Genomic DNA, 25455 nt, shown 5'->3' on the forward strand with positions numbered 1-25455 from the left:
TTCTTATTTGCCACCGGCTCGCCCTTAACCCGCACTTCGCCGATTGTCGAGCGCGCTGAGGTCAATTTGGCGCTGCCGCCGGCAGCGGTTTCGGCGTCAATCGCCTCTGTCGGTTCCATTCTAATTCTGATCACCGCCGGGCGCTATCGTGCGCTACTCGACTATTTTCAATTGTGCAGGCATCGGTCCGGAACGCAAAAGCAAGGCCAGATCATCGGCGTTCTCCTTTGTAAGGTTGCCCGATATCTGGCCGCGGCCGTTAAGAATTGGCTCGCGGACGACTGGCACCGAAAGCACTTGGTTGTCGAGGATCATCGCAAATAGCTTGCCGACATTCTGCGAGGTCGCCTGCGCAACGCGTGCCGTTGCCCTGGAATCGAAGGTGAACGAAACCGCCGGCTCATTTGTGACGGAGTTGGGAGTCGCCTGAGCATTGACAATGTCGTCACTGGAAACGATCGTTCGGCTCTCAACCAGATAGGGAACCGGTGGATCGTCCTTCGAATAAACCACCACCGAGCCAGCGGGCGTCCGGCCATTGATCGCATCAGCGACCGGCATCGACTCATCAACCCACTGAAAAGTCAGCATTCCGGTTCGGGTGAGAATTCTCCTCAGCCTTTGCAAATCCGCAACGCCCGAGGTCCGGACCAGCATACCGTCTTCGCCCTCTGGCCGCACTACTGGGTCGGCTACACCAAGATCACGCAGGCGATTCTTAATGACCACGATCGACTGCGCAAGCGCGATCGACATCCGATACTTGATACCTGTGTCTGTTACCGTGAACTTGAGCAACGCTGCTCCGGTATCATCCAGGATCACTTCCTGGACCGGACCAGCGCTGCCAAGGACAGGATCAGTCACCGCCTCCAATGCCATCTTGGCCGCGCCGACCTGAGCGGCGTCGGTGATATGCACCTGAACGGCCCGACCCGACTTAGCAAGACCAGTATAGCCGATCCTTGCATCGCGCAGCAGCGTCCTGATTTCGTCACGCGTCGCCTCCAACCGGCGATCGATCACATCGGTCGCGTCCAATCGAAGCAGCACGTCCGCGCCGGCAGGCGCGTCGACGAGCATTGTGGCCATAGCAAGCCAGATCAGGATCATTTTCAGGCGCGAAAAATGGACCATACGCCGTCTTTTGTCAGAGCTCTGCCCGCGGATCGCTCCGCTTGGGAAACTGGCTTACTTCTTGGCGTTCTGGTTGGCCACCGGCTCGCCCTTGACCCGAACATCGGCGATCGTCGAGCGCAGCGCCGTCACCTTGGTGCCGCCGCCAAGGTCGATCTCAAGCTCATTGTCGTCGATCACCTTGGTCACCTTGCCGACGAAGCCGCCGCCGGTGATGACCGTGTCGCCACGGCGCACGGCCGAGATCATCTCCTGGCGCTTCTTCAACTGGGCGCGCTGCGGCCGGATGATGAGGAAATACATGATCACGAAGATCAGAACGAACGGGAGTATCATGCCGATATCCCCGAACGGACCAAGCGGAGTTCCGGTAGCTTGGGCGTATGCCGGTGTGACGAACATCAAGAACTCCTGGTTACGAAGAAGGCCGTAGGGCGGCCTCGCCAAATTTGGCCGGAATATAGTGGGTAAAGTTACCAATGCAACTGCGCGGCCGGGCTTTCAGCTGCTTTTCCGGCCGGTTGACCCGTGTTAGAGCATGCTCCCGGAATACGGGCGTGGTTTTCGCAAAAGATCATGCCCAAACAAAAGCTTGGAACCAGTTTCTATCTCGCCCGGATCAAGACGATTTCGGCCCCTACGCACGTTCGTGCGGAAACATAAAAGACGAGACATGACCGACAGCACCATCGAGGCCCTGAACCAAAAGCTCGACCGCCTGATCGAGGCGGTCACCCGCCTCGCCCCGCCGCCGGTGCCGCAAACCGATCTTGCGGTTGCCGATTGCTTCGTCTGGCAGGCCGACCCCGGCTATCTCGAGCCGGTGCGCAAGGTCAACCGCGTCGACATCGGCCTGATCCGCGGCGTCGACCGCGTGCGCGACATTCTGGTCGAAAACACGGAACGCTTCGCCGCCGGCCATGCCGCCAACAATGTGTTGTTGTGGGGTGCGCGCGGCATGGGCAAATCCTCGCTGGTCAAGGCCGTGCATGCGCAGATCAACGCCCAGGCCAAATCCGACCTGCCGCTCAAGCTGATCGAGATCCATCGCGAGGATATCGACACGCTGCCCAGGCTGATGGGCCTGCTGAAGGCGGCGCCGTTTCGCTTCATCCTGTTTTGCGACGACCTCTCCTTCGACCATGACGACACCTCCTACAAGTCGCTGAAGGCAGCCCTTGAAGGCGGCGTCGAGGGCCGCCCGGCCAATGTCATCTTCTACGCCACGTCGAACCGCCGGCACCTGTTGCCGCGCGACATGATCGACAATGAGCGCTCGACCGCCATCAACCCGTCCGAGGCGGTCGAGGAAAAGGTTTCGCTGTCCGACCGTTTCGGCCTGTGGCTCGGCTTCCACAAATGTTCGCAGGACGAATATCTCGACATGGTCAACAGCTATGCCAGCCATCACGGGCTCACTATCGACCCGGAGCAGCTGCGCGCCGAGGCGCTGGAATGGGCAACGACGCGCGGCAGCCGCTCGGGCCGCGTCGCCTGGCAGTTCACCCAGGATCTGGCCGGCCGGCTCGGCAAGCCGCTGAACGACTGATTGATTTCCGTCAGGTCACTGAAAAAGCCCGCCCCTTGCGGAGCGGGCTGAGCCGGCGGGCCGGACTGGAGGTCAGACGGCCTGCAAAACGTTTATTGTTCTATTCGAGATAGCCAGAGGGGTCGACCGGGGCCGAGTTCTTGCGCACTTCGAAGTGCAGTTTCGGCGAGTCGGTGGTCCCGCTCATGCCCGACAGCGCGATTTCCTGGCCGCGCTTGACCTTCTGGCCGCGCTGCACCTCGATCGACCTGGCGTGACCATAGACGGTGACCAGCCCGTTTTCGTGGCGCACCAGAACCGTATTGCCGAATTCCTTGAGGCCGTCGCCGGCATAGATGACCACGCCGTTTTCGGCCGCCTTGACCGGCGTCCCCTCAGGCACGGCGATGTCGACACCATCCTTGCCGCCACCAAAATTGGAGATGACGCGGCCACGCACCGGCCAACGCATCTTGCCGATGCCGGTGGCATCGGGCGCAACAGCATCGTCGTCCTCGGCCTGCTGGATAACCTTGGCGTCCTTCTTCGGCGGCGTGTAGGTGGCGAGTGTCTCCGTCGGCTTTGCCGCCGGTTGGGTGGTCGCGGTCGTCACCGGATCAACTTTGGCCGGCTTGGCGCTGGCGACCGTTGCGGTGCCACCTGCCGGAACCTTCAGCGTCTGGCCGATCTTGAGCAGGCCGTCCTGCATGCCGTTCGCCTGCTTCAGCACCACGACGCCAACGCCGGTCTTCCTGGCGATGGAGGACATGGTGTCGCCTGACTGGACCGTGTAGGTGCCCGCGCCGGCCTTTGGCGCGGCCGAGGCCGTCTGCGCCGGCTTGTCGGTCTTCGGCTTGTTCGCTGCCGAAGCGTCAACCTGCGCGGCGGACTTGCCGTCCTTGAGTTTCGGCTGCTGCGGCAGCACGGCGACCTTTTCCGGCGCCGGCGCCTTGGGGCTGTTTGCCGGCTTGCCGTCGGCAAGTTTCGGCTCTGTCCCCTTGCTTGAATAGGCATAGGCCGGGATGACCAGTTTCTGACCGGTCTTCAGCCCCTTGGTGGCGCTCAAGCCGTTGACCTTCATGATCACGTCGGCGGGCACATGATAGCGATGAGCGATGCCGGAAATGGTCTCGCCGTCGCTGACCACGATCTCGGTCGCATGCGGCGTACCAGCCGCAACTGGTTTCGGATCGGAGTCACCGGCATTCTTGAACGGCCTCGCCGGCTGGACGGTGCCGGTAGTCGTTCTGTCGACATGCGGTGCCGGTGCAAGCGCCGGCGCGGAAGCGGTACGCATCGGAGCAGCTTTGGGCGCGCTCGGCGGCGGCAGCTGCTGGACGGTGACCGGCTCCAGGCTGGAGCGGCTGACCGACTGGTTATGGCTGCCATCGACAGGTGCCGCAGCGATCGGCTCGGCCGCCACATCGCCCGGATAGGGCTGAGCGGTGCTCTGCTTGTCGATGATGGCGCGCTGATTGTTGGTCGAGGAGGTGAAGACGTCGTCGACACCATTGAACCGCGAGACTTGGGAGCTACACCCCGCCGCCACTCCGGCTAGCATGAGGACAGCGCAGCCCCGCAACAGAGTACGCCCGTTTGCCTTCAAAACACTGAATTGCATCGCACTAACCCGCACAGACCCGGTACACACTGGTCATGATTAAAGCGCGTTAATGTTACTGGCGGGTTAACCCCATAGAATCAGACGCAAATTTTCTTAAAACATTTTCGAACGCGCCGAAGGTGCGTTGAGATTCAGGTCAGGCCGAGTCGAAAATGACAGGTTCTGAGAACCGGCCTACGCCGGCCGTAGCCTTCATAGAGCGGAGGCATTTATGACGGCTTCGACCGGCGAAGGCCGGAGCGGAGCGTACTCAAACATGTGAGCACCGGAAGCGCAGGAACCTGCCATTTGCAGGCCGGCCTCACATGAATATCAGCGCACCTAAATAACCGCCGCGACGCTGCGCAGGATCGGCTGCAGGCGCACGGTGCCGATATCCTCGCGCTCGAAGCGGCTGCCGACCTTGGTCAGCTTGGCCAGCACCTGCTCGCCCTCCTCCGGCCCGATCGGGGCAATGACGATGCCGCCGCTCGACAATTGGTCGAGCAGGAAGCGCGGCAGGCTGTCGAAAGCCGCCCAGGCTACGATGCGGTCGAACGGCGCCTCGTTGGCAAGCCCGTTGGAACCGTCGGCCTGGCGCACGATGACATTGCCGATGCCGAGCGCCTCGAAGCGTTGCCTGGCCTGCTCGGCCAGCGTTTTGTAGCGGTCGACGCTGACGATGCGCGCCGCGAGCCGCGACATCACCGCTGCCGTGTAGCCCGAGCCGGTGCCGATCTCCAGCACCCGGTTGCCGGGCTCTATTGCCAGGGCCGCAATCACCGCCGCCTGCAGATCGGCGCCCTCGATCGCCTCGCCGCATTCGATCGGCAGCATGCCGTCCGACCAGGCGATGGAATGGAACTGGCCGTTGAGGAAGCCGCGCCGCGGCGTCGCCTCGAAGGCTGCGATCAGCGCCTTCGGCACCGCGCCTTGGCCGCGCAGGCGCAGCAGGAAAGCGGCAAAACCCTCGCGATCGTCGAGCGGCAAGTTCATGCCAGAACCTTCTTCATGCGAACACCTTATTCAGACAGCGCCTTGGTCAGTTGGTCACGGATTTCATGCGCGGTGAGGTCAAGCTGCAGCGGCGTCACAGACACGAGCCGGTTGCGCAGAGCATGGAGATCGGTGCCCTGCTTGCCCTCGACCGGCTCGCGGCCGAAGCGCAGCCAGTAATAAGGCAGGCCGCGCCCGTCGCGGCGCTCGTCGACCCAAAGGCTGTGCACCAGCTTGCCCTGCGACGTCACGACGGTGCCGGCAACCTCGTCAGGGAGGCAGTTGGGAAAGTTGACGTTGAGCAGCACGCCGTCCGGCAGCGGCATGGCGACGAGCTTTTTCAGCAACGCCGGCGCCAGCGCCTCGGTGGTCTCATAGGGAACGACGCGGTCCTCGCCGACATAGGAATAACCCTGGCTGAGTGCGATCGAGCGGATGCCGAGCAGCGCGCCTTCCATGGCGCCGGCGACGGTGCCGGAATAGGTGACGTCGTCAGCGATGTTGGCGCCGGAATTGACACCGGACAGGATCAGGTCCGGCGCGCCAGGCAGGATCTTCTTGACGCCCATGATGACGCAGTCGGTCGGCGTGCCGCGCACGGCGTAGTGTTTCTCGCCGATCTTGCGCAGCCGGAGCGGCTCCGAGATCGACAGCGAGTGCGCGTAGCCGGACTGGTCCTGCTCCGGCGCCACGACCCAGACATCGTCCGACAGCGTGCGGGCGATGCGTTCGAGCGACGCCAGGCCCTCGGCATGAATGCCGTCATCATTGGTCAGAAGGATGCGCATTACTTCGATTCGATCTTCGCCAGACCGCCCATATAAGGCCGCAGCACTTCAGGAATGGTTACGCTGCCATCCTCATTCTGGTAGTTTTCGATGACGGCAATCAGCGCACGGCCGACAGCGGTGCCCGAACCGTTCAGCGTGTGCACAAAGCGGTTGCCGTTGCCGTCCCTGTCCTTGTAGCGGGCATCCATGCGCCTGGCCTGGAAGTCGCCGCACACTGAACAGGACGAGATCTCGCGATAGGCGTTCTGTCCAGGCAGCCAGACCTCGATGTCGTAGGTCTTGCGCGCGCCAAACCCCATGTCGCCCGTGCACAGGACCATGGTGCGGAACGGCAGCTCCAGTCGCTTCAGCACCTCTTCGGCGCACTGCGTCATCCGCTCGTGCTCGGCGAGCGAAGACTCCTGGTCGGTGACCGAGACCAGCTCGACCTTGTAGAACTGGTGCTGGCGCAACATGCCGCGCGTGTCGCGGCCGGCGGAGCCCGCTTCCGAGCGGAAGCACGGCGTCAGCGCCGTATAGCGCAGCGGCAGCTTTTCATGGGCCGTGATTTCTTCGCGCACCAGGTTGGTGAGCGGGACCTCGGCGGTTGGAATCAACCCGAGCCGGCCATCGCCATGCTGCACGAAGAACAGGTCGTCCTCGAATTTCGGCAGCTGGTTGGTCCCGAAAAGCACTTCGTCGCGCACCATCAGTGGCGGGATGACTTCTTCATAGCCATGCTCGGTCGTGTGCAGATCGAGCATGAACTGGCCGATGGCGCGCTCCATCCGCGCCAGCCCGCTCTTCAGCACGGTGAAGCGTGATCCCGACAGCTTTGCCGCCCGCTCGAAATCCATCATGCCGAGCGCTTCGCCGATCTCGAAATGCTCCTTCACCCAGTTCGGCCGAGTCGGCACCTCGCCGACGATATGCTTGACGACATTGTCGTGCTCGTCCTTGCCGACCGGCACGTCGTCGAGCGGCACATTCGGCAGCACCGCCAGCGCATCGTTCAGCGTCTTGTCGAGCTCGCGCTCGCGCGCCTCGCCATTCTGGATGAAGGTCTTGATATCGCCGACTTCGGCCTTGAGCTTTTCGGCAAGTGCCGTGTCGCCCGAACGCATGGCGTTGCCGATCTCCTTCGAGGCGGCGTTGCGGCGTTCCTGCTTGGTCTGCAGCTCGGTGACGTGCTCGCGCCGCGCTTCGTCCTTCTTGATCAGCTCATCGACCGTGGACTGCGCCTCGTCAGCCGACCACGAGCGCTTGGCCAGCGCCTCGACAAGGGCCTTCGGGTTGTCGCGAATCCATTTGATATCAAGCATGGTTGGTTCGTCCTCAGAATAAGGCTGAGGGGGTAAACCGCATCCTTCATCGATGCAAGATGAGGGTCAGCGGCTGTCGCGTTTTTCCGCTAACGCGGATACCCGAACGCGACAGCCTATGAACGAGCCTGCTTTGAGGACGCGTCCGCCGCCTTTTCGGCCACGGCTTCGGCGGCTTCCTGCTTCTCGCGCGCCAGCTTCTGCTTGACCTGATCGCGCTCGATCAGCCGGGCCGCCCAGATCGACACCTCGTAGAGCAGGATGGTCGGGATGGCCAAACCGATCTGGCTCATCGGATCAGGCGGCGTCAGCACCGCCGCGACGACGAAGGCGATGACGATCGCCCATTTGCGCTTCTCGGCCAGCGCCTTCGACGACAGCATGCCGACGCGCGTCATCAGGCTGGTCACCACCGGCAGCTGGAACACCAGGCCGAAGGAGAAGATCAGCGTCATGATCAGGCTGAGATATTCCGACACTTTCGGCAGCAGCGAAATCTGCACCTGGTCGTCGGTGCCGGCCTGCTGCATGGCGAGGAAGAACCACATCACCATCGGCGTGAAGAAGAAATAGACCAGCGACGCTCCCATCAGGAACAGGATCGGCGATGCGATAAGGAACGGCAGGAAGGCGTTGCGTTCGTTCTTGTAGAGGCCTGGCGCGATGAATTTGTAGATCTGCGTGGCGATCAGCGGAAAGGCGATGACCATGCCGCCGAACATGGCGAGCTTGACCTGGGTGAAGAAGAATTCCTGCGGCGCCGTATAGATCAGCTCGACCTTGTGCGGATCGAGCCCGGCCCACTGCGTGGCCCACTTGAACGGAACGACCAAAAGATTGAACAGCTTCTTGGCAAAGAAGAAGCAGACGAGGAAGGCGACGAAGAAACCGCCGATCGACCAGATCAGCCGCCGGCGCAGTTCGATCAGATGCTCCATCAGCGGAGCCGACGACTTCTCGATCTCGTCCTTTTCGCTGTCCGTAATGCTCACTTGGCGGCCCCCGCCGTCTTCTTGGACGCGGGCTTCGTGGCCGGCGCAGGCTTCGGCTCAGCCTTTGCGACTGCCTTCGGTGCAGCAGCGGGCTTGGTGGCGGCTTTTCCAGGTGCAGCCTTGGCGGGCGCCGCTGACGGCTTGGCCGCAACCTTCGCCGCAGGCGCCGGCTTTGCCGGTGCTGCCTTGGCTGCCGCTGTTTTGGTTGCCGGGGCCTTTGATATCGCAGCCCCCTTGGCGCGCGCGTTTCGTGGCGCTGCTGTTGCTGCAGCCGGTGTCACCACCGCCTGATCGGTCATCGCCGGAAGGATCGGCGCCGCCGGCGCTGTTTCCGGTCCGTTGACACCCGGCATCACCGTCGCGCCGTTCTTGAGCGGCTCGGCCGGCTGTGGTGTTTCTGCCGCGGGCGTTGAGGGGTCGACGGCGGGCTTCGGCTTCATCACCGCATCGACGCCGGAGCGAACCTCGGCTGCCGCCTGTTCGAACGGATTGAGCTGCTTGCGGATTTCGGCCGCCGGATTGAGGCCGCGCAGCGTATCGACAGACTTCTTGACGTCGTCGAGCTCGGCTTCCTTCAACGCCTCGTTGAACTGCTTCTGGAAGTCGGAGGCCATGGCACGCAGCTTCGCCGTCGTGCGGCCGAAGGTGCGCAGCATATTGGGCAAATCCTTGGGTCCGACGACCACGATCATGACGATCGCGATCACCAGCATTTCGGTCCAGCCGACTTCAAACATGGCAATCAGTTCCGACTAGTGCTTGTCGCCCAACAGTGCGAAGCGGTTTTGGGACAACGACTTGCACAAAAGCAACAACCTTCGGCTCAGCTCTTGCTGGCCTTTTCCTTCACTGCCGAAACGGTCTCGTCCGGGCGGTGCTCGACGGTGCGCTTGTCTTCGGCGGTATCGTCGTCGGCCATGCCCTTCTTGAAGCTCTTGATGCCCTTGGCCATGTCGCCCATCAGCTCGGGTATCTTGCCGCGGCCGAACACCAGCAGCACGATCACCAGCACGATCATCCAGTGCCAAATCGAAAATGAACCCATTGTAACTCTCTCTCGAATGTTTTCCCTGGCGATGATCTATGCGTTTTCGCGTTGGGATTCAAACACAACAGCGACAAAGTTTATGAAGGCGCGGCTTATGTCACGCATTTTCGGCAAAGCTGCCCGCTACCAATCGGCGCATCTACCGCAGCAATGCAGCTTTTTGACAGCGGCTTGCGGTCAATCTTCCGTGACGCGCGGCGTCAGCAGGCCGAGTTCCTCGAGATCGATGTCGGTCAACGCATCCTCGTCCTCGGTCAGCGCGTCCGGATCGGCCGGCGGCAACGGGATGGCGAAATTCGACGGCATGCGGCCGGAGAGCAGCCCTGCCCCCTTCAGTTCGTCCATCCCAGGAAGATCGCGGATCTCCTCCAGTGCGAAATGGTCGAGGAAAGTGTCTGTCGTGCCGTAGGTGACGGGACGGCCGGGCGTGCGGCGGCGGCCGCGCATGCGCACCCATTCCGTTTCGAGCAGCGTATCCAGCGTGCCCTTCGAGGTCTCGACGCCTCTGATGTCCTCGATCTCGGCGCGCGTCACCGGCTGGTGGTAGGCGATGATCGCCAGCACTTCGAGCGCGGCGCGCGACAGCTTGCGCTGCTGCACCGTGTCGCGGCTCATCAGGAAGGCGAGATCGCCGGCGGTACGGAAAGCCCAGGCATCGCCGACCCGAACCAGATTGACGCCGCGCCGCGCATAGATCTGCTGCAGCTCAGCCATGGCAGCGGCAATGCTGATGCCATCGGGCAATCTGGCTGCGAGCTGCTTTTCGCTGACCGGCTCGGCGCTGGCGAACACGATCGCCNCACGATCGCCTCGGCCATGCGTATGGCTTCGGCCATATGCAGCCGTTCGCCAGGATTCAGAAGCAGGGTATCAGTCGGGTCCTGGGCGATAATGCCCTCCTCGGTCTCTTCTTCGACCTTGAACGGAATGACCGAAGCGTTGGCGCGTTCGCTCATGATGCCACCTCGACTGCCTTGATTGGTTGCGCGCGGCCGCGCAGATAGAGCGGCGCGAACACCTGGTCCTGTCGCATCTCGATGCTGCCTTCGCGCACCAGTTCCAGCGACGCCGCGAACGAGCTGGCAATCGCGGTACGCCGTTCGTCCGGGCTGGTCAGGTAATTGATCAGATAGCTGTCCAGCGCCGTCCAGTCGCGCAGCGAGCCGATCAGCCGGGTCAGGATATCGCGCGCATCCTTGAGCGACCACACGCCACGCCGGGCAATTGTCACATTGGTGATCGCCTGTTTCTGGCGCTGCTGCGCATAGGCGGTGAGCAAATCGTAGAGCGAGGCCGAATAGGCGTTACGCTTCTCGACGATGACCATTTCAGGCATGCCGCGTGCAAACACGTCGCGGCCGAGCCGGTTGCGGTTGACCAGCCTTGCCGAGGCGTCGCGCATGGCCTCCAGACGCTTCAGCCGGAACTGCAGCACCGCGGCCAGTTCCTCGCCGCTTTCGCCTTCCTCGCCGGGCTGCTTGGGGATGAGGAGCTTCGACTTGAGGAAGGCCAGCCACGCCGCCATCACCAGGTAGTCGGCGGCAAGCTCAAGCCTTAGCGCCCTCGCCGTCTCGACGAAGGTCAGATACTGCTCGACCAACGCCAAGATGGAAATCCGCGACAGATCGACCTTTTGGTTGCGGGCGAGATGCAGCAAGAGGTCGAGCGGACCTTCGAACCCGGCGACGTCGACGACAAGCGACGGGTCGCCGGTGACCCGTGAATCGTCGTTCTCGGCCCACAGACGGTCCATCGGTGCGGCCTTCGCAGCCTTGCTGTCCAATGTCTCCGCCACTGTTCCTTTACCTCTGGTTAGAGCATGATGCCGAAAAGTGTGAAGCGGTTTTCGGACGACATCATGCTCTCTATATCTAATTTAGAGACGGATTCAGATTTCAGGTCGAACAGACCTGAAATCATCCGTCTCTAGGCCACCGCATCGAAATAGGTGGCAAACTCGGCGCGTATCTCGGTTTCGTCGGCCCGGTCGCGATCCCTTATATAGGTCAGCGCCCGCTTGGCGCGCTCCAGCGACGTCCCTTCAAGTCCCGTGGTTCGCGATGCGATGCCCGCCATCTCCTCGAAAACGCCATTGCAGTGAAGGACCAGATCGCAGCCCGCCGCAAGGATCGAGGCCGCCTTTGTCGGGAAATCCCCAGAAAGTGCCTTCATCGAGGTGTCATCGCTCATCAACAGCCCGTCGAAGCCGATCTCGCGGCGGATGATCTCGTCGATGACCTTGCCTGAGGTGGTCGCTGGGTTGTTCGGATCGATGGCGCTGTAGACGACATGCGCCGTCATCGCCATCGGCAGATGGCTAAGCTCGCGGAACGGGGCGAAATCATGCCGCTGCAGGTCGCTCAGCGAGGCATCGACCACAGGCAGTTCGAAATGCGTGTCGGCAAAGGCGCGCCCGTGACCCGGAATGTGCTTCATGACCGGCAGCACGCCGCCCGACATCAGCCCTTCCGCCGCCGCGCGGCCGAGTTCGATGACCGGGCGCGGCTCCTTGCCATAGGCGCGCGCGCCGATGACGTCGCTGGCGCCCTCGATCGGCACGTCCAGCACCGGCAGGCAATCGGCAGAGATACCGTAGCGTAACAGGTCGAAGGCGTGCAGCCGCGCCATCAGCCAGGCAGCGCGGGTGCCGGCATCATGGTCCTTGCGCCACAATGCACCGAGCGCGCCGCCGGCGGGATAGTTCGGCGCCAGCGGCGGCCGCAGGCGCTGCACCCGGCCACCTTCCTGATCGATGAACACCAGCGCATCGAGGCGCCCGATACAGTCGCGCATTTCGGCGACCAGATCGCGGATCTGCTCCGTTTCGCCGATATTGCGCGCAAACAGGATGAAGCCCCACGGGCATTCATTGCGATAGAAACGGATTTCTTCGCGGGTCAGCGATTTCCCGGCACAGCCGAGGATCATGGATTTTGATTCGGTCATTCCACCAGTTTAGGGCTTCGCGCCGCCAAAGGGAATCTCCCCGGACGGCAAGCGCCTCAACCTCTCGCCCATCCACATGAAAAAGCCGGCGCGACCCTTGGGAACGCACCGGCTCTGATAATTGGATCCGGCCTTACCGCGACACGAAGCAGTTGCCTCCGGCAGCCTTGTAGCTGGTGCACAGATTGATCGCATCGTTGCGCGATTGCGCAGGCACCCGGACACGGTAGAAGGTGCCCTTGCCGGCGATCTCCGCCTTGACGATGTTGGCGGTGCGACCGGCGAGCACATTTCCATAGCGGCGCTGCAGGTCGGCGTAGTTGGCCTGGGCGCTTTCGACCGTCGGCTGCGAAGCGATCTGCATCGACCACGAACCGCCCGATGTCGAAGCCGTCGCCGGAATGGAGGCAACCTGGTCGGGCTTGACCTCGCCGACCACGTCGACCGGCTGGTCGGACGGGCGCTGCGGCGCCACGGCAACCGTCTGCGGCGTGTTGGCGGACTGGGTCTCAGCCTTCGGCGTGGCCGCCGGCTTCACCGGCTTGACCGGCTTGGCGGTCTCGGCACTTGCCTGGTCGCTATTTGCCTGATCGGCAGGCGCCACGGTGCCGGTCTGCTCGGCATCGGCCGAAGGGGCGACGTGCTGCGGCGCCGGGTCAAGCGGCTCAGTCGCCGCAACCTGCGGCGCGGCCGGCGTCGAGTCCTCGCGGGCCACCAACGAGCCGTCGGGCTTGACCACCATGGTCCGCACCTTGCGCGGGGCAACGGCGACGGTATCGGGGTTCTTGTCGGCTTCCTGCAGCACCTGAGCGATGCGGTCCTCGGACTTTGGCGCCGGCGCGACAGCCGCGTCGGGGCTGACGGCAGCTTCGGGGTTGCCGGCAGGGTCGGGGCCTGGGGCAGCGTCGGTATCGTCGGGCGACAGATCGACGACGCGGCTTTCAGGCTCCTGCGCCTTCACATCGACCGGCTCTTCGGTGTTGGTGACCAGCTTCTCCTGAACCGGCTCGGCCGGCTTGGTACCCTTGGCGACCGCATCATAAACCTTGTTGTCCTGGTTCGGCACCACGGCGCCGCCCGGATTTTCGGGCTTGACCTTGATCGGCCTGTTGTCGGCCTTGACAATGACCGGCGCATCGCTGCCGCCCTTGCCGCCGAACGACAAGGCGAAGGCGCCAAGGCCGCCGGCAATCGCAACCGCAGCAACGACCCCCGCGACCAGCAGGCCGCTCCTGCGCGGCCGTGCGGCTTCCTGCTCGGCGAGGCCCGGCACCGCCATTGCCTCGTCCAGATCCGGATCGTAGTCGAGTTCGTCGACCGCGAAATCGTCGGCCTGCGAAACCGGCTGGCTGCCGGGCAGATCGTCCATGTCGAAGCCGCCGGCGGCATCGGCGTGGTGAGCTTGCGTGGCTGCAAGCACTTCGGCTGGCCGCGCCGCATAGGCGCGCTGGTCGAGCTCGTGGCCCGAACTGAAGCCGGAACTGTAGGAATCGTCATCATAGCCGGCACTGCGTGCGGCAGTGGGCGGCGCCACTTCCACCGCGTTCATCTCGTTGAGCATGCCGGCGAATTCGGCGTCGATGTCGTCATAGGCGGCCGGCTCGTCTTGCTCGAAGCTGAGTTCTGGAATGTCGAGGTCGTCGGCAATCGCCACCACACGCTCCGGCACATCGACCGTCTCGACGTCCGGCATCTCGTCATAGGCCTGAGGCGGGCGCGATGGCGTCGGCGCCACATAGGCAGCAGCGGCAACCGGCTGGTCGCGATAGCTTGGCGCTGCCGCCGGCGGCATGGACGGCTTTTCTGCAAAAGAAGCTTGCGGCTGCGCTGCAAAAGAAGGTTTCGGCTGCGCTGCAAAGGAAGGCTGGGCCGGGGTAGGAGTCACGCGGCTCCACGAACGCGCCGGCTCCGGCGGCGTCGAGCGCCAATCGCCAGCGACCGGTGCTGCCGTATCGTCATGACCGAGATCGATGCCCTTGGCCAGCGCCGCGTCGAAGGCGTGATCATCGAACTCGATCTCGGGCACATGGCCTTCAAGTTCGCCGGCAAGCAGATCGTCGAAATCGGCATCGTCCGCCTGGGCCTCCTGAGGAGCAGGCGCGTGTTCGTCTAGGTCCCAGTCGAGATTATCGACCGGAGCGACCGGCGTCGCGACGGACCGCTGCACCGGGGCAACCGGCTCATAAGTCCTGGTGGGCTCGATGGCGGCAGCCCTGGTGGGCTCGGTGACCACCGGAATCGGGGCGACTGGCGCCGGGCGTGGTGTGGTCATGGCGCCAAGCAGCGCGTTGAGTTCATCTTCCAACGTCCGTTCGTCAGCGACCGGAGCGGCCGGGGTCGCCATATTGGTAGGCGCCACATAGGCTGGTGCGACCGGAGTTGGCTGAACCGGAGCGGGTGCGGTCTCGGCCACCGGCTCGTGATCGGCAAGCGCATCATCGATGCTCAGATCGAAATCGTCGAATGCTTCGTGCGCAGTCTCATGAGAGGGGCTGGCCTCCACGGTCCAGGCCGGCGTCTCGTCCACTTCCGGCGCATCCATCTCAACCGGCGCGCTGACCTGCAGATCGCTGACATCCAGATCGCGCTCTTCCGGATCCTCGGCCTCAACAGGCTGAGCCTCGAAAGCCTGAGGCTCGAAATGCTCGGCTGCAAAGTCCATGTCGACATCGGCCATCGCGTCATCGAAATGAACCGCAAAATCCTCGTCGGCAACAGCGTGGTCGGCGGCGCCGACGACCGGCGCCTCGGCTACTGGCGCGGCATACTGGTCCTGCGCCGGCGCAGGACCGTCCAGCGTCAGCTCGTCTTCCAGCGACATCGAGACGGCATTGTCGAAATCATCGTCGAACGCGAGATCGTCGGCAGGCGCAGCAGCAACCTGCGCGACATCTGCGGCATGGGCGACGGTCGCGCCGTCATCGAGCAGCAACCCCTGCTCGAGCGAAGCGGCAAGGTCGTCATCCATCGGCAGGTCGTCTTCGAGCGGCGATACGTTTTCCAGCGAGCTGGCGACGGCATTGTCGAAATCATCGTCGAATGCAGCTTCGTCGAATGCGGGCTCGGCAAACGAAGGTTCGGCAAACGAGGGTTCAACGGGAGCAGCCGCAGCCTGCGGGGCAGCGCCGAAATCCAGATCGGCGGCATCGTCGAAGACGAAATCATATTCCAGCGAAGCAGCCAGCGCATCGTCCATCGCGGCATCGGTGGTTTCCGGCTCGCGAATCTCGGCAGCAGGTTCGTAGGGCTCAGCGGCAGGCTGGTGAACCTCGGGAGCTGGCTGGCTGGCCTCCATGGAACCGACTTCATCGCCGAATTCGCCCATCAACTCCTTCTCGAGGTCGATGTCGAAATCGCCCTCGTCCGCAGCCGTCTCGACGGCTGGCGCCTGCGGCTTGACCGGCTGGCGCGGATCGAAACCCATGATCCTGGTCAGTTCAGCGAACGGATCATCTTCGGCGATGTCGTTGTTGTCGGCTACTCTCAGCTGGGTTCTGTCTGCCATTATTGTTCCCGAACTCGCACTCATTCGGACGCCATGGACGTCGCGTAGGGTTGGCCCTTACCAGCGCAATGTGGGCAAATGGTGACAGGTGTTTTAGTTAAACCTAACGCATCTCAGTGGGCGCATCAGCCCCAATCAGCGTCAGGCCGGAGGTCAAAACATCCGAAACAGCCTGCACCAGCCCTAGTCTGGCATGAGTCAATTGTCGGTCGTTAACCTTAACAAAACGTAAGTCGGCATTCTCGGTGCCCCGATTCCAGTGTCCATGGAAGGTGGAAGCCAGATCGTAGAGGTAGAATGCCAGCCGGTGCGGCTCCAGCGCAAGGGCCGCGGATTCGATCAGCCTTGGATATTCAGCCAGCTTCCGGATCAGGCCAATCTCGCCCTCATCGGTGAGCGACGCCGAGGCCGCGGCCAGGCTGTTGCGGTCGAAATTGGCCTCGCCCAGTTGCTCGCTCGCCTGCCGGAACACCGAATGACAGCGCGCCGAAGCGTACTGCACGTAGAACACGGGATTGTCCTTGGACTGTTCGGTGACCTTGGCGAAATCGAAGTCGAGCGGCGCGTCGCTCTTGCGGTAGAGCATCATGAAGCGGATCGCATCGCGGCCCACCTCCTCCACCGCTTCGCGCAAGGTCACGAAGTCGCCCGACCGCTTCGACATCCGAACCGGTTCGCCATCGCGAAACAGCTTCACCAGATTGCACAGCAGCACCGTGAGTTGCAGCTTCAGATCATCGCCTGCAATCGCCCGCGCCAGCGCTTCCAGCCGCTTGACGTAGCCGCCATGGTCGGCGCCCAGGACATAGATCAGGCCGACGAAACCGCGGTCGACCTTGTCCTTGAGATAGGCGACGTCGGCGGCGAAATAGGTGAACGAGCCGTCGGACTTGACCAGCGCCCGGTCCATGTCGTCGCCGACCGCCGTCGAGCGAAACAGCGTCTGCTCGCGGTCTTCCCAGTCGTCCGGCTTCTCGCCCTTGGGCGGCGGTAGCTTGCCCTTGTAGATATGGCCTTTCAGCGTCAGATCGTTGATCGCCGAGCGGATTTTTTTGGCATTGTCGGCATGCAGCGTGCGCTCGGAGAAGAAAACGTCGTGATGCACATTGAGCAACGCCAGATCCTCGCGGATCATCACCATCATGGCGTCGATCGTGCGGTCCTTGACGATTGCCAGCGACTCATCGTCGGGCATCTGCAAGAGCTTGCGGCCAAATTCGGCAGCCAGCGCCTGACCGACCGGCACAAGGTAATCGCCGGGATAGAGGCCGGCCGGTATCTCGCCAATGTCGTCGCCCAGCGCTTCGCGGTAGCGCAGGAAGGCCGAACGCCCGAGCACGTCGATCTGCGCGCCGGCGTCGTTGATGATGTATTCCTTGGTGACGTCATAGCCGGCGAAGGCCATCAGATTGGCGAGCGTGTCGCCGACAACCGCGCCCCGGCAATGGCCGACATGCATCGGCCCGGTCGGATTGGCCGAGACATATTCGACATTGGTCTTCTTGCCGCCACCAATGGTCGAGCGGCCGTAGTTTTGCCCCTCGCCGAGCACCGCGGTCAGATGTGCCTGCCAGAAAGCGTCCTTGAGCCGGAGATTGACGAAGCCGGGACCGGCGACGTCGGCTTCGGCAACATCGGCGTCGCTGCGCAGCACTTCCACCAGCCGCTCGGCCAGCGCCCGCGGGTTGTGCCCTGTCGGCTTGGCCAGTACCATCGCCGCATTGGTGGCGAGATCGCCATGGCTGGCGTCGCGCGGCGGCTCGACGGCGATGCGCGACAGGTCGGGCGAAACGCCATTACTGTCTTTCAAATCAAGCGCTTCGACGGCTTTTGTGATTCGCGCGCTGAAATCGGCGAAGATGTTCATGGGTCTTGCTCTGGCGGACTGTGCAGGGGAACCGGCTCATTGGCCGGCAAATCGCGCCCGCCCTAGCTTAAATCGGGCGTATGGTCAAACAGACGGCGGTGTTCCTTCAAGGCGTAGGTATCCGTCATCCCCGCGAGGAAATCGGCGACGCTGCGCGCCTTGATGCGGTCCTCCGCCCGGTCGAGCCCCTCCCGCCAGCCGTCCGGCATGGCGCGCGGATCGGCGTAATAGACATCGAACAGGTCGCGCACGATCTGCTCGGCCTGAGTGCGCACGCGCATCACCTCGTCATGCCGGTAGAGATGCTTGTAGAGAAAGGTCTTCAATTCCTTCTCGGTCGCCGCCACGTCAGCGGAAAAGGTCACCATCGTTTCGCCCGCCGCCCGCACCGCTTCGGCGCTGTCAGGCTTGATGCGCTCAAGATTGGCGGTGGTGGAAACAATGACGTCCTCGACCATCATCGTGATCTGCCGGCGCATCAGCTCATGGCCGGTGCGCACATCGTCCAGGCCCGGATAGCGCGCGCGCACGCTTGCCAGGATCGATCCCGGCAGCGCCACCGTTTCCAGCATGTCCAAGGTCAGGAAGCCGGAGCGCAGGCCGTCGTCGATGTCATGGGTGTTGTAGGCGATATCGTCGGCGATCGCAGCACATTGCGCCTCGATGCCGGCGAAATGGTCGAGTTCGAGGTCGTGCAGCTCGGAATAGTCGCGGATCGCCTGCGGCACCGGGCCTTTGAGCCCTTTTCCCTTGGCATCTGTCAGCGGCCCATTGTGCTTGACCAGCCCTTCCAGCGTTTCCCAGGTCAGGTTTAGCCCGTCGAACTCGGCATAGCGCCGCTCCAGCCGCGTCACCACGCGCAGCGACTGCGCATTGTGGTCGAAGCCGCCCCATTGGGCCATCCGCTCGTTCAGCGCGTCCTCGCCGGTATGGCCGAACGGCGTGTGACCGAAATCGTGCACCAAGGCGACCGCCTCGGCCAGATCCTCGTCGCCGCGCAGCGCTCGCGCCAGAGCCCGCGCAATCTGCGCCACCTCGATCGAATGCGTCAGCCGGGTGCGATAGTGGTCGCCTTCATGGGCGACGAACACCTGCGTCTTGTGCTTCAGGCGGCGGAAGGCAGTCGAATGAATGATACGGTCGCGGTCGCGCTGGAATGGCGTGCGAGTCGGGCTCTCGACCTCGTCATAGAGCCGCCCGCGCGACCTGGCTGGGTCGCTGGCATAGGCCGCGCGCGGCCGATAGCCGAACCCAATGTCGCCAAGCTCATTTGTCATGGCTGATGCCGCCGCAGTTGACTTGCCCCTTCCCGCTTCATACCTATCATGTGAAACTGAAAGCAAGGTGACGCCCATGGGCGCTGATGCCAAGACTGCCATGAAAGTCGAGATGACCGAGTCCGCCGCCAGGCGGATCGCGAAAATCGTCTCTGGCGAGGCCGGCAAGACGGCGCTGCGCGTCTCCGTAGAGGGCGGCGGCTGCTCCGGCTTTTCCTACAAGTTCGACCTGGTCAATACGCGCAACGACGACGACGTCGCCATCGAAAAGGACGGCGCCACCGTGCTGATCGACGATTTGTCGCTGGTCTATATGGGCGGCTCGGTGATCGACTTCGTCGACGATCTGATGGGCCAATCGTTCCAGATCCGCAACCCCAATGCAGTCGCCTCCTGCGGCTGCGGCACCAGTTTCTCCATCTAGGCAGATGTCCGGCGTCGGCGCGGTCCGTCAGGTCGCACTGTCGGCCGGGCGCGATCTCGACGTGACGCTGGCCTTCTGGCGCGATGTGCTCGGCCTCAACGTTCACGCCCGCTACGATCCGCCGGGCATCGCCTTCATCATGGCCGGTGATATCAGGTTGCTGTTCACCGATGGCGTTCCGGCCGGCACCGTCTATCTCGATATAGCCGGGCTCGAAGCCTTCCACGCCGAGGCGAAAGCGTCCGGCGTTCCCTTCACCGCACCGCCGGCGCTCGTCCACAACGACACCGAAGGCACGTTCGGAACGGCGGGGGAAAGCGAGTGGATGGCCTTTCTAAAGGACCCGGCAGGCAATACGATCGGGCTTGTCGAACGTCTTTCGCCCGAACATCCCTGAGGCCGCCCATGAAAATCGTTACCTGGAACATAAACGGCATTCGCGCCCGCATCGGCAACCTCACCCACTGGCTGAGCGAAAGCCAGCCCGACATCGTCTGCCTGCAGGAGATCAAGTCGGTCGACGAGCAGTTCCCGCGCGCCGAGATCGAGGCGCTTGGCTACAACGTGGAAACCCATGGCCAGAAGGGCTTTAACGGCGTCGCCCTACTGTCGAAACTTCCGTTCGACGAGGTTATCAGAGGCCTGCCCGGTGATGACGCCGACGAGCAGGCGCGCTTCATCGAGGGCGTGTTCTCGACCGACCAGGGCGCGCTACGCGTCGCCTCGCTCTATCTGCCCAACGGCAATCCCATCGATGACGAGAAGAAATTTCCTTACAAGCTGGCCTGGATGGAGCGGCTGCATCGCTGGGCCGAGCAGCGGCTGCTTCTGGAGGAGGCGCTGGTGCTGGCCGGCGACTACAATGTCATCCCCGAGCCGGTCGATGCGCGCTTCCCCGAGAACTGGCTTGGCGATGCGCTGTTCCAGCCGCAGACCCGGCAGGCCTTCCGGCGACTGAAGAATCTCGGCTTTACCGAGGCGGTGCGCGCCGTCACCGATGCCGCCGACGTCTACACCTTCTGGGATTACCAGGCCGGCGCCTGGCAGAAGAACAACGGCATCCGCATCGACCATCTGCTGTTGTCACCCGAAGCGGCCAACCGCTTTTCCTCGGCCTCGATCGAAAAGCATGTGCGCGCCTGGGAAAAGCCTTCCGACCACGTGCCGGTGGCGATCGATCTGGCGCTGCTGCCGGCTTGATATCAGCCGAAACCCTGATGTCGCCACAATCGCGCCATTCAGTCAGAGATCAGCATGGCGGCTGGGGTTCCATGGCACTACGATTCCTCCTTTGTCCAATCGGCCTGGCATTTGCCATGGCCTCCCCTGCAGCGGCACTTGCCGACCAGCAGTGCCTGGCCAATGGCAAGTCCTACCAGGTCGGCCAGGTCACCTGCCTGACGGTTTCAGACAAGAGCCATATGGCCCGCTGCGACCTGGTGCTCAACAACACCTCATGGACCAAGATCGGCGACAGCTGCCCCGACAGCACGATGAAGCCGCATCTGCACGTCACGCCGATCTCGATGCCGGTACACAGAGCGGCGCCGGCGGAACTCACCGAGAACTGATGGATGTGAGCTAATCTCCCCCCTTGAGGGGGAGATGGCCGGCAAGCCAGAGGGGGGTGCTGCCCCGCCAATCTTGCGGAGAATTTCGCNACACCCCCCTCTGCCCTGCCGGGCATCTCCCCCTCAAGGGGGAGATTGGCAATTTCACTGGTCGCCGCCGCCCTTGGTCAGGATGTCGTCGGCAAGCGAAATGGCAGTGCGACGGTCGGCTTCGCCGGCGGCGGCAAATGCCTCTTCCTGCATGCCGCGGATCCACGGCTGGTCGCTCGGCGAGGCGCGTTCGAGCGCGGCGGTCATCATGGCCAGCCCGCGCACGATCTTGCCGCTCTGGAACAGAAGATTGCCGAGCGTCGCCTGGGCGCCGGCATGGCCTTTTTCGGCGGCGAGCTGGAACCAGCGGCCGGCCTGCTTGACGCTGGCCTTGACGCCGCCCTCGCCCTTCAAAAACATCTGGCCCATCTCGAACTGAGCGTTCGGGTTGCGGTAATTGGCGGCCGCGCGCATGTAATATTCCTGCGCCGCGACCTCGTTTTCCTCGACCGGGCTGCCGGGGATGCCTGTCCGGAGATAGTCGCCCAGCGCCACCAGCGCGTCGGAGACATAGCTTTCCTCCGGCGATCCCGGCTCGACATCCTGATCGACGATCTCGGAGAAGAATTTGAAGGCCGCATAGTCGTCGCGCGTCACGCCGTCGCCTTCGGCGTACATGCGCGCGAGCTTCCAGGTGGCGCCGATCTGGCCGTTCTCGGCGGCGTATTTATAGGCCTCGACCGCCTGTTCCTTATGGCCGCTCTTGTAGGCGGAGAAGCCGAACTGGAACACGGCCCATGGGCTCGATTGCGGCTTCACGCCGGTCTTGTCGTCGAACACCTTGTCGTCGAAGGCCATGGCCTGGCCCACGGCGCCAAAGATCGCAACAGCGACCAGTGCCGGAAGGACAGACGACCTCAACAACTCAGATATCCGCATAGCAATGTGTTTCTTTGGCACCGCCCGGATGGGTGACCGCGCCGTGGCGGGCAGGCCCTACCGTCTGTGCGTATTTCCAGATCGCGCCCGACTGATAGTCGGTCGTGCGCGCCTTCCAGGCCTTCGCCCTCGTTGCCAGTTCAGCCTCGGACAGGTCGACCTCGATCGTGCCTTTGGTTGCGTCGATCGAGATCACGTCGCCATCCTTCAACAGTCCGATCGGGCCGCCAACGGCAGCTTCTGGCCCGACATGGCCGATGCAGAAACCGCGCGTTGCGCCCGAAAAGCGGCCGTCGGTGATGAGGGCTACCTTGCCGCCCATGCCCTGGCCGTAGAGAGCCGCCGTCGTCGACAGCATCTCGCGCATGCCCGGGCCGCCACGCGGACCTTCATAGCGGATGACGAGAACCTCGCCTTCCCGGTAGTTGCGGTGCGTGACCGCCTCGAAACATTCCTCTTCCGAATCGAAACAACGTGCCGGGCCTGAGAATTTCAGCTCCGTCATGCCTGCGACCTTCACGATCGCGCCTTCGGGGGCAAGGTTGCCCTTCAAGCCCACGACACCGCCGGTTTGGGTGATTGGTCGGTTGGCGGGACGGACCACATCCTGGCTATCATTCCAGGCAACATGCTCCATGTTTTCGGCCAAAGTACGGCCAGTCACGGTCATGCAGTCGCCATGGAGATAGCCGTGGTCGAGCAGCGTCTTCATCAACAGCGGAATGCCGCCGGCCTCGAACATGTCCTTGGCGACATATTTGCCGCCCGGCTTGAGGTCGGCGATGTAGGGCGTCTTCTCGAAAATCGCGGCAACGTCGAACAGGTCGAACTTGATGCCTGCCTCATGCGCGATCGCCGGCAGGTGCAAAGCCGCATTGGTCGAGCCGCCGGTGGCCGAAACCACGGTCGCCGCGTTCTCCAGCGCCTTCAGCGTGACGATGTCGCGCGGCCGGATGTTCTTCGCGACAAGCTCCATGATCTTTTCGCCAGAGGCGAAATTGAAGCGGTCGCGCATCTCGTAGGGCGCCGGCGCGCCGCAGGAATAGGGCAGCGCCAAGCCAATCGCCTCGGCGACGGTGGCCATGGTGTTGGCGGTGAACTGGGCACCGCAGGAGCCGGCCGAAGGACAGGCGACCTGTTCGATCTCGAGCAGCTCGGCGTCGCTGATCGTGCCGACCGAATGCTGGCCGACAGCCTCGAACACATCCTGCACGGTGATCTGGCGGCCGCGATAGCTGCCGGGCAGGATCGAGCCGCCATAGATGAAGATCGACGGCACGTTGAGCCGCACCATGGCCATCATCATGCCGGGCAGCGACTTGTCACAGCCGGCAAGGCCGACCAATGCATCGTAGCAATGGCCGCGCATGGTGAGTTCGACCGAATCGGCGATGACATCGCGCGACACCAGCGACGACTTCATGCCCTGGTGACCCATCGCGATGCCGTCGGTGACAGTGATTGTGCAGAATTCGCGCGGCGTGCCGTTGGCTGCGGCGACGCCCTTCTTGACCACTTGCGCCTGGCGCATCAGCGAGATGTTGCAAGGCGCCGCTTCGTTCCAGCAGGAGGCGACGCCGACCAGCGGCTGTGCGATCTCGGCGGCAGACAGGCCCATGGCATAGAGATACGAACGGTGCGGCGCACGCGCCGGACCGACGGTCACATGGCGGCTCGGCAGCTTGGCCTTGGAAATGACTCTGGCGTCCATACTCTTCCTTGCCGCGGGCGGTGCGGCCTGCCCCATCGCCGAGCCTTCTGGCGCGTGTCCCGAGACAAATTCGAGGTGCGCCGGGTTTATGGCGGGAAATGGGCAATTTCTTCGGGCGAGGCTGTAGCGCGGGGGTTGGTCGGGAACTGTTGCCAAAACGTCACAATTGCGAGAGGTGAAAGTGATGCGACGGATTTGCAACACCAAGTTTTCCGTCATCGCTCGATGGTCCACCCACAAAACAAAAAGGCCGGGCTATACCCGGCCTTTCGTTATAATTTTCAGAGCCTTAGAACTTGATCTTGACGCCGCCCGAAATTGCCGTGACCAGATCGTTGCCGAAGTCGTAGCTGACGTCGGTACCGGCCTCATAGCCATTCTCGTCAGTCAACGTGCCTGAGTGACCACTGGTCAGTACACCAACCGCGCCGGCCAACCGCACTTCGATGTTGGCGGTTGGCGTGTAAGCGACGCCGCCACCGAGCGTCCAGGTATCGGTCTGCGAGCCAACACCGTGCGACGTGCCGCGATCCCAAGATAGCTGGGCGGCACCACTCCACTGCTCATTGAACTTGTGGCCGATGCCGGAGGTCACCGTCCAGCCATCGCGGTACATCAGGTCGAGCGAGGTTAGCCTAACTGGAAATGGGGAAATCGTCGTGCAAGGTGCAAGGCCCTTGGTTGCTTGCGAGCAGATCGGAATGCTCTGCAGCACACTCCAGTTGACCCATTTGATCGAGCCGAAAGCGAGCCAGCCAGGCGCGATGCCTGACTGAAGCTTCAATTCCACCGAATCCGGCATAGACGCGGAACCGTAGATGTCAGGTTTACCCTGGCCGACTTGCGATAGGTCGAGCGTACCCTCAAGATTGTCCAACTTGACCTGCGAGTTATAAACGAGGCTGGCACGCAGCGCGATTTCGGGGATCTCATAAGCAAGGCCGGCGCGCCAGCCCCAGCCGGTACCCTTTAGGTCAACGCGGCCAACGGCGCCAGGCGCCAGCGGCGTGATGAAGCTTTCCTTGAAACCATAGACTTCTTGGTAAAAGACACCGCCGATAAAACGTAGCTGGCCCTTGCCGGCATCCATTTTGTAGGAGCAGGTGGCTGCGTAATTATTGCTCTTGATATCGGTTTCGATGTTGGAGAAAGAGCCGTTCCAGATGCCAGGATTCGTATGCGCGCCCCAAGGCTGCGAATAGTCAGCCATGCAGTCGACGTCTTTAACCACCTCGGCCTTGAAGCCTATGCGCGGCACCCAGTAGCCTTCGCTGTCATCAGCTGTGCTTTTGAAGTTGAGCGTCGCGTTGCCGTCGACGGCATTCTTGAGCTTGCGCTCAGGCATCACGTAGGTCGCCTCGGCTTCGGTGGCGAAGCGCGCCGGATCGAACAGAAGGTCGATGTCGTAGCCACCGCGCTCGATGCCGCCGGCATGTACGGAACCGATCAAGCCCAGCGAAAAACACCCCGCCCCCAGCAGTGTTTTAAAACGCAGATTGTTCATGGATATCCTCCCCGAAATACTAGTGGGTCAAGCTAGAACCAATTCGGGTTAACGGCGCAACAATGAATTCACATAGCGTACATGTACACCTGAGCCGGCTGCCTTTCCGGCACAGCGGCTGGTTCCGAAGCAAGGCCGAAAAACGACTTTCCGGGGGCAGATCAGCGAAAGAATTCTGTGAAACCCGTCACAAAAACCTCAAAAACAAGCCCTTTCGGAGCTATTTGGCCCGATTGTTACATTATGGCAACAATGGGGCTGAAACTTTCCGTTTACGTCAATATT

22 protein-coding genes and 1 pseudogene are annotated in these 25455 nt (G+C 62.7%); 5 read left to right on the top strand and 18 right to left on the bottom strand.

All coding sequences use genetic code 11. From position 1 onward, the window contains the following. Positions 1-153 precede the first annotated feature (153 nt). Both X727_RS158455 and yajC read right to left on the bottom strand, forming a co-directional pair. The gene (locus X727_RS158455) at positions 154-1137 is read right to left on the bottom strand and encodes a hypothetical protein (RefSeq protein ID WP_023833789.1); all 984 of its coding nucleotides are present in this window, start codon (positions 1135-1137) and stop codon (positions 154-156) included. Between the two features lie 54 nt (positions 1138-1191). After that, entirely contained in the window at positions 1192-1539 is a 348-nt protein-coding gene (gene yajC, locus X727_RS158450) for a preprotein translocase subunit YajC (protein ID WP_023667680.1), read from the bottom strand. A gap of 271 nt (positions 1540-1810) precedes the next feature. On the opposite strand from yajC, the gene X727_RS158445 reads away from it, so the two are divergent. After that, positions 1811-2686 carry an ATP-binding protein gene (locus X727_RS158445; protein ID WP_023688224.1) on the top strand — a complete coding sequence of 292 codons (876 nt, stop codon included), beginning with the start codon at positions 1811-1813 and terminating at the stop codon, positions 2684-2686. A gap of 100 nt (positions 2687-2786) precedes the next feature. Here X727_RS158445 and X727_RS158440 read toward each other — a convergent pair whose 3' ends face one another. The 13 genes and pseudogenes from X727_RS158440 to X727_RS158385 form a co-directional block, all read right to left on the bottom strand. Next, on the bottom strand, positions 2787-4286 hold the full coding sequence (locus tag X727_RS158440; protein ID WP_023833790.1) for a peptidoglycan DD-metalloendopeptidase family protein: 1500 nt from the start codon (positions 4284-4286) through the stop codon (positions 2787-2789). A 324-nt stretch (positions 4287-4610) separates the two neighbouring features. Next, complete coding sequence (locus tag X727_RS158435) at positions 4611-5264, bottom strand: protein-L-isoaspartate(D-aspartate) O-methyltransferase (RefSeq protein ID WP_023667683.1); 654 nt, start codon at positions 5262-5264, stop codon at positions 4611-4613. Positions 5265-5290: 26 nt separating this feature from the next. Further along, positions 5291-6052, bottom strand: a complete 762-nt coding sequence (gene surE / locus X727_RS158430; protein ID WP_023710683.1) for a 5'/3'-nucleotidase SurE — start codon at positions 6050-6052, stop codon at positions 5291-5293. Then, complete coding sequence (serS, locus tag X727_RS158425; protein ID WP_023706002.1) at positions 6052-7356, bottom strand: serine--tRNA ligase; 1305 nt, start codon at positions 7354-7356, stop codon at positions 6052-6054. Before serS ends, surE begins: the two co-directional genes overlap by 1 nt. A gap of 116 nt (positions 7357-7472) precedes the next feature. Continuing rightward, positions 7473-8348, bottom strand: a complete 876-nt coding sequence (gene tatC / locus X727_RS158420) for a twin-arginine translocase subunit TatC (protein WP_023667686.1) — start codon at positions 8346-8348, stop codon at positions 7473-7475. After that, positions 8345-9085 carry a Sec-independent protein translocase protein TatB gene (gene tatB / locus X727_RS158415; protein WP_023691107.1) on the bottom strand — a complete coding sequence of 247 codons (741 nt, stop codon included), beginning with the start codon at positions 9083-9085 and terminating at the stop codon, positions 8345-8347. Before tatB ends, tatC begins: the two co-directional genes overlap by 4 nt. Positions 9086-9171: 86 nt before the next feature. Further along, on the bottom strand, positions 9172-9393 hold the full coding sequence (locus tag X727_RS158410; RefSeq protein WP_023681650.1) for a twin-arginine translocase TatA/TatE family subunit: 222 nt from the start codon (positions 9391-9393) through the stop codon (positions 9172-9174). 180 nt (positions 9394-9573) lie between these two features. Beyond that, positions 9574-10352 (bottom strand): annotated as a pseudogene (gene scpB, locus X727_RS01000000164440) (SMC-Scp complex subunit ScpB). Beyond that, complete coding sequence (locus X727_RS158405) at positions 10349-11149, bottom strand: ScpA family protein (protein ID WP_023667690.1); 801 nt, start codon at positions 11147-11149, stop codon at positions 10349-10351. The pseudogene scpB and the gene X727_RS158405 overlap by 4 nt, the downstream one beginning before the upstream one ends. Positions 11150-11322: 173 nt before the next feature. Then, the gene (gene nagZ / locus X727_RS158400; RefSeq protein ID WP_023833791.1) at positions 11323-12342 is read right to left on the bottom strand and encodes a beta-N-acetylhexosaminidase; all 1020 of its coding nucleotides are present in this window, start codon (positions 12340-12342) and stop codon (positions 11323-11325) included. A gap of 133 nt (positions 12343-12475) precedes the next feature. Next, positions 12476-15847, bottom strand: coding sequence for an SPOR domain-containing protein (locus tag X727_RS158395; protein WP_023833792.1), 3372 nt, complete (start codon positions 15845-15847; stop codon positions 12476-12478). Between the two features lie 103 nt (positions 15848-15950). Further along, the gene (gene argS, locus X727_RS158390; RefSeq protein WP_023833793.1) at positions 15951-17714 is read right to left on the bottom strand and encodes an arginine--tRNA ligase; all 1764 of its coding nucleotides are present in this window, start codon (positions 17712-17714) and stop codon (positions 15951-15953) included. Positions 17715-17776: 62 nt separating this feature from the next. Beyond that, positions 17777-18991, bottom strand: coding sequence for a deoxyguanosinetriphosphate triphosphohydrolase (locus X727_RS158385; RefSeq protein ID WP_023688214.1), 1215 nt, complete (start codon positions 18989-18991; stop codon positions 17777-17779). A 76-nt stretch (positions 18992-19067) separates the two neighbouring features. On the opposite strand from X727_RS158385, the gene erpA reads away from it, so the two are divergent. The 4 genes from erpA to X727_RS158365 all read left to right on the top strand — a co-directional run bounded on the left by erpA (position 19068) and on the right by X727_RS158365 (position 20986). Then, on the top strand, positions 19068-19415 hold the full coding sequence (gene erpA, locus X727_RS158380; RefSeq protein WP_031199080.1) for an iron-sulfur cluster insertion protein ErpA: 348 nt from the start codon (positions 19068-19070) through the stop codon (positions 19413-19415). Positions 19416-19419: 4 nt separating this feature from the next. Further along, positions 19420-19812 (top strand): VOC family protein, encoded by a 393-nt coding sequence (locus X727_RS158375; RefSeq protein ID WP_023691101.1) that lies wholly within the window; start codon positions 19420-19422, stop codon positions 19810-19812. An 8-nt stretch (positions 19813-19820) separates the two neighbouring features. Next, entirely contained in the window at positions 19821-20615 is a 795-nt protein-coding gene (gene xth / locus X727_RS158370; protein ID WP_023667698.1) for an exodeoxyribonuclease III, read from the top strand. A 116-nt stretch (positions 20616-20731) separates the two neighbouring features. After that, the gene (locus X727_RS158365; RefSeq protein ID WP_245260192.1) at positions 20732-20986 is read left to right on the top strand and encodes a hypothetical protein; all 255 of its coding nucleotides are present in this window, start codon (positions 20732-20734) and stop codon (positions 20984-20986) included. A gap of 144 nt (positions 20987-21130) precedes the next feature. Here X727_RS158365 and X727_RS158360 read toward each other — a convergent pair whose 3' ends face one another. From X727_RS158360 to X727_RS158350, 3 genes are all read right to left on the bottom strand, one after another. Next, the gene (locus X727_RS158360) at positions 21131-21955 is read right to left on the bottom strand and encodes a tetratricopeptide repeat protein (protein WP_023667701.1); all 825 of its coding nucleotides are present in this window, start codon (positions 21953-21955) and stop codon (positions 21131-21133) included. Beyond that, a complete protein-coding gene (gene ilvD, locus X727_RS158355; RefSeq protein WP_023733697.1) occupies positions 21942-23666 on the bottom strand; it encodes a dihydroxy-acid dehydratase in 1725 nt (574 codons plus the stop codon). Before ilvD ends, X727_RS158360 begins: the two co-directional genes overlap by 14 nt. 289 nt (positions 23667-23955) lie before the next feature. Then, positions 23956-25170 (bottom strand): OmpP1/FadL family transporter, encoded by a 1215-nt coding sequence (locus X727_RS158350; RefSeq protein WP_023701680.1) that lies wholly within the window; start codon positions 25168-25170, stop codon positions 23956-23958. Positions 25171-25455: the final 285 nt, after the last annotated feature.

This window comes from Mesorhizobium sp. L103C105A0 (genome assembly GCF_000502215.1).
GTDB lineage: Bacteria > Pseudomonadota > Alphaproteobacteria > Rhizobiales > Rhizobiaceae > Mesorhizobium.

What these genes read in the sequence shown, in the direction of transcription:
- X727_RS158405 (WP_023667690.1), bottom strand. Translation starts at nt 11,149, where the DNA reads ATGGACCGTCTGTGGGCCGAGAACGACGATTCACGGGTCACCGGCGAC.
- X727_RS158385 (WP_023688214.1), bottom strand. Translation starts at nt 18,991, where the DNA reads ATGACAAATGAGCTTGGCGACATTGGGTTCGGCTATCGGCCGCGCGCG.
- X727_RS158435 (WP_023667683.1), bottom strand. Translation starts at nt 5,264, where the DNA reads ATGAACTTGCCGCTCGACGATCGCGAGGGTTTTGCCGCTTTCCTGCTG.
- X727_RS158365 (WP_245260192.1), top strand. Translation starts at nt 20,732, where the DNA reads ATGGCCTCCCCTGCAGCGGCACTTGCCGACCAGCAGTGCCTGGCCAAT.
- X727_RS158410 (WP_023681650.1), bottom strand. Translation starts at nt 9,393, where the DNA reads ATGGGTTCATTTTCGATTTGGCACTGGATGATCGTGCTGGTGATCGTG.
- yajC (WP_023667680.1), bottom strand. Translation starts at nt 1,539, where the DNA reads ATGTTCGTCACACCGGCATACGCCCAAGCTACCGGAACTCCGCTTGGT.
- X727_RS158440 (WP_023833790.1), bottom strand. Translation starts at nt 4,286, where the DNA reads ATGCAATTCAGTGTTTTGAAGGCAAACGGGCGTACTCTGTTGCGGGGC.
- ilvD (WP_023733697.1), bottom strand. Translation starts at nt 23,666, where the DNA reads ATGGACGCCAGAGTCATTTCCAAGGCCAAGCTGCCGAGCCGCCATGTG.
- X727_RS158445 (WP_023688224.1), top strand. Translation starts at nt 1,811, where the DNA reads ATGACCGACAGCACCATCGAGGCCCTGAACCAAAAGCTCGACCGCCTG.
- X727_RS158350 (WP_023701680.1), bottom strand. Translation starts at nt 25,170, where the DNA reads ATGAACAATCTGCGTTTTAAAACACTGCTGGGGGCGGGGTGTTTTTCG.
- nagZ (WP_023833791.1), bottom strand. Translation starts at nt 12,342, where the DNA reads ATGACCGAATCAAAATCCATGATCCTCGGCTGTGCCGGGAAATCGCTG.
- X727_RS158375 (WP_023691101.1), top strand. Translation starts at nt 19,420, where the DNA reads ATGTCCGGCGTCGGCGCGGTCCGTCAGGTCGCACTGTCGGCCGGGCGC.
- surE (WP_023710683.1), bottom strand. Translation starts at nt 6,052, where the DNA reads ATGCGCATCCTTCTGACCAATGATGACGGCATTCATGCCGAGGGCCTG.
- X727_RS158360 (WP_023667701.1), bottom strand. Translation starts at nt 21,955, where the DNA reads ATGCGGATATCTGAGTTGTTGAGGTCGTCTGTCCTTCCGGCACTGGTC.
- X727_RS158455 (WP_023833789.1), bottom strand. Translation starts at nt 1,137, where the DNA reads ATGGTCCATTTTTCGCGCCTGAAAATGATCCTGATCTGGCTTGCTATG.
- argS (WP_023833793.1), bottom strand. Translation starts at nt 17,714, where the DNA reads ATGAACATCTTCGCCGATTTCAGCGCGCGAATCACAAAAGCCGTCGAA.
- X727_RS158395 (WP_023833792.1), bottom strand. Translation starts at nt 15,847, where the DNA reads ATGGCAGACAGAACCCAGCTGAGAGTAGCCGACAACAACGACATCGCC.
- xth (WP_023667698.1), top strand. Translation starts at nt 19,821, where the DNA reads ATGAAAATCGTTACCTGGAACATAAACGGCATTCGCGCCCGCATCGGC.
- tatB (WP_023691107.1), bottom strand. Translation starts at nt 9,085, where the DNA reads ATGTTTGAAGTCGGCTGGACCGAAATGCTGGTGATCGCGATCGTCATG.
- erpA (WP_031199080.1), top strand. Translation starts at nt 19,068, where the DNA reads ATGGGCGCTGATGCCAAGACTGCCATGAAAGTCGAGATGACCGAGTCC.
- serS (WP_023706002.1), bottom strand. Translation starts at nt 7,356, where the DNA reads ATGCTTGATATCAAATGGATTCGCGACAACCCGAAGGCCCTTGTCGAG.